This window comes from Arthrobacter rhizosphaerae (assembly GCF_023062595.1).
In the GTDB taxonomy this organism is placed as follows: Bacteria; Actinomycetota; Actinomycetes; order Actinomycetales; family Micrococcaceae; genus Arthrobacter; species Arthrobacter rhizosphaerae.
Window position 1 is genome coordinate 1 of the sequence record NZ_JALLAN010000031.1, and the last position, 9731, is coordinate 9731.

A 9731-nucleotide genomic window follows, 5' to 3' on the forward strand; every position below is an offset into this window, starting at 1 on the left:
CGATGCCGTTGCTTTTGGTCGCGGACGTCAGCTGGCCCGTGCGGGTTGCGGCGAGGGAGGCGGCGTAGTGGGCGGCGCGGGAGACGCCCAGGCGGGTGAAGATGGTTTCCTGGACGGCGCTTTCGTGCGGCAGGCCACGGTACATCCGGCCGCCGACCTCGGAGTATTCACCCTCGTTGTTTTCCCGCACGATGAGGATATCGATCGGCTTCTCCGAAGCGAGCGGTGATTTCACGCCGTCGAGCGTTTTGACCGGGCGGAGGTTGATGTACTGCTGGAATTCCCGGCGGATCGGGATCAGCAGACCCCAGAGCGATTCGGTGTCCGGGACCTCCGGGGAGCCCACAGCGCCTAGGAAGATCGCCTCGTGCTGTGCGAGCCGGTCGATTCCGTCCGTGGGCATCATCCGCCCGTGCCGGCCGTAGTAGTCAGAGCCCCAGTCAAAATAGGTGAACGCCAGGTCCAGCCCGTGGATTGCGGCGATCCGCTCCAGGCACGTGATCGCGGCCGGGACGACTTCCTTGCCGATCCCGTCCCCGGCGATCACCGCGATACTGTGGCTGTTGGTTTCGTTGGTCATGGTGTGGTCCTTTCTGTCAGGCCGCCCAGGACCTGCCAGCGGGCCTTTGACTCGCCGAGGTTGATGATGGTGTTTTTGGGTTCTGTCATTTCGCGGACCGCGTGGCGGACCCCTTCGCGGCCCACCCCGGATTTTTTGAACCCGCCAAAGGGCATCGAGTCGATCCGGACGTCGGAGGTCTCGTTGATGACCACCGCGCCGACGTGCAGTTTCTCGGCGATGGCCAGGGCCAGGTCGATGGACTGCGTGAAGACCCCTGCCTGGAGCCCGAACTCGGTGTTGTTCGCTTCGAACACGGCGTCCCTGACCTCGATGAACGGCAGGATGCTGACCACCGGGCCGAAGACTTCGTCCCGGATGACCTGGCATTCGGAGGGCACATCGGTCAGGACCGTCGGTTCGTAGTAGGCGTTCTTGCGGGTCCCGCCGGTGTGGACGGTGGCGCCGGCCGCCCTGGCTTCTTCTACCCATTCCTCCACCCGCCGGGCTTCGGCCTCGGAGATCAGCGGGCCAACATCGGTGGACCGGTCCAGCTTCGGCCCGGTCCGCAGCTCCCTGGTCCCGGCCGTGACCAGGTCCAGGACCTGCTCGAAGAGTGAGGTGTGCACGTAAACGCGCTGGACGGAGAGGCAGTTCTGCCCCGCCACGCCGAACGCGCCGGCCACAATGGCTTTCGCCGCGGCCGCCGCGTCGGCGTCAGCGCACACGATCGTGGCGTTGTTCCCGCCGAGTTCGGAGAGGATTTTCTTCGCTCCGGCCGCGGAGGCGATGCGATCCGCCGTCGCTGGGCCGCCGGTGAAGGAAATCAGGTCCACCCGCGGGTCAGTGACAACGGCCTCGGACACGCCCGGGCCGGTGACAATAGCGGCGATCCGGCCCGAGGGGACACCGGCCTCCAGCAGCAGCTGGACAAAAGCCAGCCCCACCAACGGGGTGCGGGTCGATGGCTTGAGCAGGACACCGTTGCCCCCGATCAGGGCAGGGCCCAGCTTGTGCGCCACCAGGTTCAACGGATCATTGAACGGCGTGATCGCGGCAATAATCCCCACCGGCTGCCGGCTGTACCAGCCGATCTTCCCGGCCCCGGCCATGCTGTCCTCAAACCCCAGGGTCTCCCCCGCGAGCTCCTCAGAAGCCGCAGCCGACAGCCTCAAGGTCTCCGCGCAGCGCCGCACCTCACGCTCCGCCTCAACAATCGTCTTACTGCTCTCAGCAGCAATGATGTTGGCGAACCGCTCAGCCTGCTCCCCCAACAACACCACCGCCCGCTCCAGCGCCTGCCGGCGCAAACGGAGCGGCCACTCGTCCGCCTCGAGATGGCGTTCGATGTGCAAGGTGGCACGCTCCACGTCCTCTGACGTGGAGGTGCACACCCGCCCCAGCAGGACACCATCCTCAGGATCCCGCACTTCCAAGGTCAACTCGGCGGTCTGCCACTGACCTTCGAAAAAAGCTCCGCCGGGCAGGTTGGCAAATCGTGCCCGCCTGTAGGCAGATTCCTCTGTAGTTTTTTGGCGCGCTTCAGTGACAGTTGGTGATGACATGGGGACCCTTATCTTGCCTGGAGGTGGGAGACGTCTACTTGACTCGGTCGATGATTTTTGCCGCTGCGCCGATGAAGGGCAGGAACCAGGGCGGTCCGAAGTGGCCCGGGACGGGCGGATTCTTCAGGTCTTCCCAAACATTGGCGCTCTTGTCGCCGGCCATGTAGTGCGCCATCCTCTTACCCATGTGGGCAGCCATCTGCACACCGTGACCGCTGTAGCAGAGGGAGTAGAAGAGGCCGTCATGCTGGCCTGCGTGAACCATCTGGTCCATCGAAAGGTCCACCAGTCCGCCCCAGATGTAGTCCACCTTGGCGTTGGAGAGGTAGGGGAAGAGCTCGAGCATGGCCTTGCGGAGGATCTCGGCGCTCTTGACATCCGAATCCGGGCTGGACAGGGCGAAACGGGCCCGGCCGCCGAAGAGCAGCCTGTTGTCCGGGGTGATCCGGAAGTAGTAGGTCAGCATCTTGCTGTCCGAGGCCTGGCGGCGGTTGGGCAGGATCCGGTTGACCACGTCTTCGGGCAGCGGGTCAGTGACGATGATGAAGCTGCCCACGGGGATCACGCGTCGCTGCAGCCACGGCGTGACGTTGCCGGTGTATCCGCTGGTGGCGACCAGGACCTGCTTGGCCCGGGTGATGCCCCGGGTGGTGTGCACGTCGTGCACGGTGCCGGAGACCTTCTTCAGCTCGGTCACTGCAGCGTTCTCGCAGATATCGGCTCCGGCGGCAACAGCCACTCCGGCCAGGCCGTGCACGAACTTGCCCACGTGCAGGCCGGCCCCGAGCGGGTCAACCATCGCGCCCTGGTAGAAGTCCGTGCCGATTTCACTGTGGATCTCGGACTTCGGGATCACGGTGACATGGTGGTCGGCCAGTGTGGCCAGCTTTTCCTGCGACCTCAGGAAGCCCTCGTAGTGGGACTTGTGGAACGCCAGCGACAGCTTTCCAAAACGGTTGTAGTCGCAGTCGATGCCATTGTCATGCACCAGCTTTTCGATGGTGTCGATGGCGTCGTTGTATTCCTGGAACATCTCCACGGCACGGGTGGCGCCGTAGCGCTTGACCGCGGTGCTGAAGCTGATGGCCAACCCGGTCGTTGCCATTCCCCCGTTGCGTCCTGACGCGCCCCACCCCACGGTGTGGCGTTCGAAAACGGCAACGCTCGCGCCTTGCTTGGCAAATTCAATGGCCGCGGACAGCCCGGTAAAGCCAGCGCCGATGATTGCCACATCGACATTTTCGGGTACCGGAGTCTGCCGGTAGTCTCCGGATGCTTCGGCTGTATCCAGCCAGTAAGGAATGAGTTTCACGGTTTGACCTTTCGCCTCGAAGTCGGTTTAGAGACCGAGGTGCTTGTTGATCTCGTCCAGGGACTTGGCAGTGTTGAGGTCGTAGCCCGGGCCAATGGGGTCATAGCCGCGGTCCAGCAACCAGAGGTTCCGGAAGCCCATGTCGTGCATCGGGTGCACGTCGTAGCGGGTGTGCGATGAGATGTGCAGGAAGTCCTCCGGCTTGGCGTTCAGGGTATCGAGCATGTACTCGAAGGCCTGGTAGCGCGGCTTGTAGGCCTGGGCCTGTTCAGCGGTAAACACTGCATGCCACTCTGCACCGAGTTTGGGAATGCTGATGTCCAGGAAGCTGTCGTCTGCGTTGGACAGAGCCACCAGCTTGTAGTTGTCGCCCATGAGCTTCAGCGGAGCCGGCACGTCATCGTGGGCAACCCAGCCGCGGACAGCCTCAGCGAACGCTGCGCCGGCGCCTTCGGTCGGCCCGATGCCCCATCGCTTACACACGCGGTCAAAGGAATCCTGAAGGATAGCCTCATAAGGCTTGTAGTCGCCGCAGACCTCGTCGAACCGGTACCCGCGGAACTGCTTCTTGAAGGTAGGCCACTGCTCTTCCGAGATGCGGCCATCAAGGAGACGACGCGTGGTGGGATCGATGTCGAAGTTGATCAGCGTGCCGTAGACATCAAAAGAGATGTACTTCGGCCGGGAGTTGGTATCTGCCATGATTCGTCCGTTTCAGTCGGTCTTGAACGGGAGGCCCGGATGTGTGGCCTGCCGCCTTCCTGTGGTCTGCGCCAGCGGGTTCCTTGGAGTCATCAGTGATCCTTTGCCCGCCCTTCTTGACTCTAGATCCGGTGATTGTAGATTGTCAACAGTTTGAGATAGATCCTCCATAAGGGGAGCTCGGGCGCGAGAAATACTCAATTTATTTATCGTCAATTGTTGACAATCAGCGATCTTGGCTGTTGCATTGCTTTAGATGCGGAACGAGATCCTGATCACAACCGCATGGAGCAACAATCAAAAGACTGCCCCCAACTCAGCAAATCAACAACAGCTGAAACCATTTGAAGGGAAGCACCATGAAGACCATCAACAAAGTTCAGACCGCAGCCGCAGGGCTCGCCGTCGTATTCGCACTGAGTGCATGTGGCGGCGCTGCCACCGGCACGACGGCCTCTGATGACGCAAAGTCAAAGACAGCCAACACCACCGACGTCTCAGAAGGCATTCAGCCTGATGCGGCTGCGGTTGCCTTGTTGCCGCAGTCCTACAAGGACAAGGGCGAGCTGACGGTCGCGATGGACCTGCACTACCCGCCGACGACCTTCCTTGCTGAGGACAACACCACCCCGATCGGCCTCAACCCGGACGTCGCCCGGCTCGTTGCGAAGAAGCTTGACCTGAAGCTGAAGTTCGTGGACACGAAGTTCGACACGATCGTCCCGGGCCTTGACGGCGGCCGCTTCGACTTCACCGCCACCACAATGTCAAAGACCGAAGAGCGGCTTAAGGTCCTGGACATGATCGACTACTTCAAGGCCGGCAACTCGGTGGCCGCAGCTGCCGGGAACCCGCTGAAGCTCACCGTCGAGACCCTGTGCGGCAAGAACATCGCCGTCACCCAGGGCTCAACCGGCCAGCTCAAGCGCCTTCCGGCCCTGAGCGAGCAGACCTGCACCTCCAAGGGACAGCCGGCGATCAACGGCGTGACGCTGCCCAACGTCCAGGAGGCCCTGACCCAGCTGCACTCCAAGCGGATCGACGGCGTCCTCTACGACACCACCTCCCTCGGTTGGGCCCAGAAGCAGCAGCCGGGCTCCTTCGAACTCATCGGCCGCGTCAACGTCGGTAACAGCGATGTGACGGCCATTGGCCTGAAGAAGAACTCTCCGCTGACCCCCGCCCTGCAGAAGGCCATCCAGTCCGTCCTTGAAACTCCGGAGTACAAGGAGTCCCTGGAGAACTGGGGTCTCGAGTCCGGGGCCATCACCGACGCCAAGCTGAACTAGCAGGACGCCTCCATGGTCACAGCTACCAATAAAGGAAAGGAAGCAACGATGAGTAGCATTGAAGCAGCGCTCAAGCCACGGATTCGGCTTCGGACTCCCTGGGAGTACACGGGATGGGTCCTGAGCATTCTTGCCGGCATCGGGATCCTCGTCTCGGTCCTGACCAACCCCAACTTCAAATGGGCCGTGGTTGCCCAGTACTTCACGCATGAATCCATCCTCCGTGGACTGATGCTCACGATCTTCCTCACGCTTGCCAGCATGACCCTGGGAACGCTGCTGGGGCTGGGCCTGGCGATCATGCGCTCATCCCACGTCAAGCCCATTTCCATCGCCGCAAATATCTACATCACGCTTTTCCGCGGCACCCCGGTCTTGGTGCAGCTGATCTTCTGGTTCAACATCTCCGCGTTGTACCCGAACCTGACCATCGGGATCCCGTTCACGAACATCGGCACCGCGATCGACATGAACGCCCTGATGGCACCCATCACGGCAGCCCTGGTCGGCCTGACCCTGAACGAGGCCGCTTACATGGCCGAGATCATCCGTGGTGGATTCTCCTCGGTCGGCAAGGGCCAGATCGAAGCCGCAGACTCCCTCGGTATGAGCGCCGGCACCAGGATGCGCAAGGTCATCATCCCGCAGGCGATGCCCTCCATCATCCCGGCCACCGGTAACCAGGTGATCGGTATGTTCAAGGGAACCTCGCTTGTCAGTGTGCTCGGTGTTGCGGAACTGCTCCAAAGCGCCCAGCTGATCTACGCCCGCACCTACGAGACTATCCCGCTGCTGCTCGTCGCCAGCCTGTGGTACCTGGTGATGACCCTCCTGCTGAGCTACCCGCAGTCCAAGCTCGAGCAGAAATACTCCCGCGCAACCTCCAGGCTTCCCCGGAAGGCGAAGAAGGTTGTGCTGACAGAACCGGAAGGTACCCTCCGATGAGCAAAGACGGAACGATTCTTGCCCAGAAAATCCGGAAGTCTTTTGGGCCTAAAACAGTCCTCAAAGACATCAATCTGGATATTGCCAGCGGAGAGATCTGCTGCATCATCGGCCCCAGCGGATCGGGAAAGTCCACTATCCTGCGCTGCATCAACGGCCTTGAGACCGTCGACTCAGGGGTTCTGAAAGTCAACGGCGAGGACTTCGGCTACTACGAGACTGCGCACGCCTACCACGCGCACAGTCCCAAGAAGCTCGCCGAGCAGCGCACCAGGGTGGGGATGGTATTCCAGTCCTTCAACCTGTTCCCGAACATGACCGCGCTGGAAAACGTCATGTCCGGGCCGGTCCTGGTAAAGGGCGCAAATAAGAAAGAGTCAGCCAAGCGGGCCCAGGAACTGCTCGCCAGCGTCGGCCTGGCCGGGTTCGGGGACTACTACCCGGCCCAGCTCTCCGGCGGGCAGCAGCAGCGCGTCGCGATCGCCCGGTCCCTTGCCATGGATCCGGAGATCATGCTCTTTGACGAGCCCACGTCCGCCCTGGACCCCGAAAAGGTCGGTGAAGTTCTCGCCGTCATGAAGGACCTCGCCAAGAAGGGCATGACCATGGTGGTTGTCACCCACGAAATGGGCTTCGCCCGCGAAGTGGCCGACTCCCTGATCTTCATGGACGACGGCTACGTCGTCGAACGCGGTGACGCCCGGGAAGTCCTGTCCAACCCCCAGGAAGCCCGCACCCAGGCGTTCCTGCAGCAGGTGCTCTAACCGTGGATGGAAAACTCGCCGTCATCGGCCTGGGCAGCATCGGTTCCATGGCGCTCTGGCAGGCCTCGCGCCTGTCCGATTCCGTCACCGGATTCGAAGCCCATGCTCCCGCCCACGGCCGCAGCGCCGTGGGCGGGGACACCCGTCTTTTCCGTATGCTGTACCGCGGAGTCCCTGACTTCTACCCCATCCTCAAGCGCTCCCGGGATCTCTGGGCGGAGCTCGAAGCCGAAACGGGCCAGAGCATTCTGACCCGCTGCGGCGGACTCTCCATCGGCACCGCCGACGGGCCCTACATCCCGGCCTTGCTGGAAACGACCAGGGCCAACGGCGCCGAACACGAAATCCTCAGCCGCGAGGAGATGGCCGAGCGCTACCCGCAGCACAACCTCCGCCCGGACGACATCGCCGTCTACGACCCAAACGGCGGCGCCCTGCGCACCGACCGCGCGGTCACGGCGGCGGTGGCCGCAGCGGAAGCCAACGGCGCAACAGTCCACAGCAACACCCCGATCGACAGCATCACCGAAACGGCCGACGGCGTCGTCATCACCTCGGGCGATAAGTCCTGGACTTTCGAGAACGTCATCATCGCCTCGGGCGGCTGGTCCCAGCGCCTGATGCCCGATTACCTCAAGGCGGCAACCCAGACCAAACGGTGCTTCCTGTCCTGGTTTGTTGCCCGCGATGCCGCGGATTTCTCGCCGGAGAAGTTCCCGATCTTCATCCGGATCTCCGGGGACCGTTCCATGTACGGTGCACCCGCCGTCGACGGCGCGACCGTCAAGGCGACACTTGACGGCCGGGGAGCACCAACACCACAGGCGGATTCGGTCGCCCGGGACCTGACACCCGCGGAGATCTCGGAAACCATGGACACGGTGACTGAGTTCTTCCCGGGACTGTTCCCCAACATCGTCCGCTCGGATGCCTTTCCGGATCTCTTCACCTCGGATGGGAAGCCCCTGCTCGGGCACCTGAACGACCAAAGCAAAATCTACCTCGCCACAGGCTTTTCCGGCGGGGGCTTCAAAATGGCTACGGGTTACGGAGAGATCGCCGCAAACGAAGCCTTGGGCAAGCGGACCTTTGATGGCCTGGCTTTCGTCAGGCCCGAACGCTTCAAGACGAGCTAGTCGTCCAACAAGCGCTTGACGCGGATCACTCCGCTTATTGTTGACAATCTACAACCCCTACGAAAGTATGAAGCCATGGCAACTCTTAGTCCCCTCCTCAAGCAAGCTACCCCCGTCGTCGTAGACCATGCCCTTGGCAGCTGGATCCACGCGACCGACGGCAAAAAGTACCTCGATTTCACCACTGGAATCGGTGTCACCAGCACGGGCCACTGCCACCCCGACGTCGTAGCGGCAGCACGCGAGCAGGTGGGCAAGATTGTCCATGCCCAGTACACCACCGTGATGCACAAGCCCTTGCTTGAGCTCACCGAAAAACTGGGAGAGTTCCTGCCCTCGGGGCTGGACAGCGTTTTCTACGCCACGTCCGGCTCCGAGGCAGTGGAAGCTTCAGTTCGCCTGGCACGCATGGCCACCGGGCGTCCCAACATCATCTCCTTCCACGGCGGCTTCCACGGCCGCACAGTGGGAGCCGCCTCACTCACCACGGCCGGCACGAAATTCCGCTCCGGCTTCTCCCCCCTCATGGGCGGAGTGCACATCTCACCCTTCCCGCACTCCTACCGGTACGGCTGGGATGAGGAAACCGCAGTCAACTTCGCGCTGAAGGAACTGGACCACCTCCTCCTGAGCATCAGCAGCCCCGCGGACACTGCAGGTTTCATCATCGAACCGGTCCTGGGCGACGGCGGGTACATCCCCACTCCCCCGGCCTTCCTGCAGGGACTGCGGGAACGCGCTGACCGCCACGGCATCGTGCTCATCCTGGACGAGGTCCAGGCCGGCGTCGGCCGCACCGGAAAGTTCTGGGGCCACGACTGGGCAGGCATCACCCCTGATGTGGTCATCACCGCAAAGGGCCTCGCCAGCGGCTTCCCCATCTCAGCCATAGCAGCCTCCACCGAGCTGATGGGCAAAGCCTGGGCAGGTTCACAGGGCGGCACCTACGGCGGAAACGCCGTCGCAGCTGCAGCCGGAGTGGCAACCCTGGGCGTCATCGAGCGCGAGAACCTGGTTCAGAACGCCCTGCTCCGCGGCGACGAACTGCGCGCAGGACTGGACCTTCTCAAGACAGAATTCGCAGGCATCGGAAACGTCCGCGGCCGCGGCCTCATGCAGGGCGTCGAATTCACTGCTGCAGACAACACGCCTGACGCTGCTACAGCGCTGGCCGTCCAGCAGGCTGCCATCAAGGAAGAACTTCTCCTCCTCACCTGCGGACCCCATGGCAACGTAGTCCGCATCATCCCGGCGCTGAACGTCACCAGCGACGAGATCCAGGCCGGCCTGACCAGGTTCACCCAGGCGCTGAAGACGGCAACCTCCTAATCTTTCCCTTCCATCATTGAAAGCGTGACATGAGCACTTCATTTGATCCCAGTACCCTCTACACCGACCTGTTCATAGATGGCGCCTGGCAGAAGGCCAGCAGCGGGGCGACGTTCCCTGTTGAGAACCC

At 62.4% G+C, this 9731-nt stretch carries 9 protein-coding genes; 5 read left to right on the plus strand and 4 right to left on the minus strand.

The genetic code is table 11. The features are described 5' to 3' along the window. The 4 genes from MU551_RS22915 to MU551_RS22930 form a co-directional block, all read right to left on the minus strand. The coding region (locus MU551_RS22915) for an isocitrate/isopropylmalate family dehydrogenase (protein ID WP_247048875.1) at window positions 1-580 on the minus strand (580 nt) is incomplete at its 3' end. Beyond that, complete coding sequence (locus tag MU551_RS22920) at window positions 577-2124, minus strand: aldehyde dehydrogenase family protein (protein WP_247048876.1); 1548 nt, start codon at window positions 2122-2124, stop codon at window positions 577-579. The genes MU551_RS22915 and MU551_RS22920, both read right to left, overlap by 4 nt. Before the next feature lie 34 nt (window positions 2125-2158). After that, window positions 2159-3436, minus strand: a complete 1278-nt coding sequence (locus MU551_RS22925; RefSeq protein ID WP_247048877.1) for an NAD(P)/FAD-dependent oxidoreductase — start codon at window positions 3434-3436, stop codon at window positions 2159-2161. A gap of 27 nt (window positions 3437-3463) precedes the next feature. Next, on the minus strand, window positions 3464-4138 hold the full coding sequence (locus MU551_RS22930) for a haloacid dehalogenase type II (protein WP_247048878.1): 675 nt from the start codon (window positions 4136-4138) through the stop codon (window positions 3464-3466). A 359-nt stretch (window positions 4139-4497) separates the two neighbouring features. Here MU551_RS22930 and MU551_RS22935 point away from each other — a divergent pair, with 359 nt between their 5' ends. The 5 genes from MU551_RS22935 to MU551_RS22955 all read left to right on the plus strand — a co-directional run bounded on the left by MU551_RS22935 (window position 4498) and on the right by MU551_RS22955 (window position 9601). Beyond that, window positions 4498-5427, plus strand: a complete 930-nt coding sequence (locus MU551_RS22935; RefSeq protein ID WP_247048879.1) for an ABC transporter substrate-binding protein — start codon at window positions 4498-4500, stop codon at window positions 5425-5427. 48 nt (window positions 5428-5475) lie between these two features. Then, window positions 5476-6372, plus strand: coding sequence for an amino acid ABC transporter permease (locus tag MU551_RS22940; RefSeq protein ID WP_247048880.1), 897 nt, complete (start codon window positions 5476-5478; stop codon window positions 6370-6372). Continuing rightward, on the plus strand, window positions 6369-7136 hold the full coding sequence (locus MU551_RS22945; protein ID WP_247048881.1) for an amino acid ABC transporter ATP-binding protein: 768 nt from the start codon (window positions 6369-6371) through the stop codon (window positions 7134-7136). The genes MU551_RS22940 and MU551_RS22945 overlap by 4 nt, the downstream gene beginning before the upstream one ends. Window positions 7137-7138: 2 nt before the next feature. Continuing rightward, complete coding sequence (gene solA / locus MU551_RS22950; protein WP_247048882.1) at window positions 7139-8272, plus strand: N-methyl-L-tryptophan oxidase; 1134 nt, start codon at window positions 7139-7141, stop codon at window positions 8270-8272. Between the two features lie 75 nt (window positions 8273-8347). After that, on the plus strand, window positions 8348-9601 hold the full coding sequence (locus MU551_RS22955) for an aspartate aminotransferase family protein (protein WP_247048883.1): 1254 nt from the start codon (window positions 8348-8350) through the stop codon (window positions 9599-9601). Window positions 9602-9731: the final 130 nt, after the last annotated feature.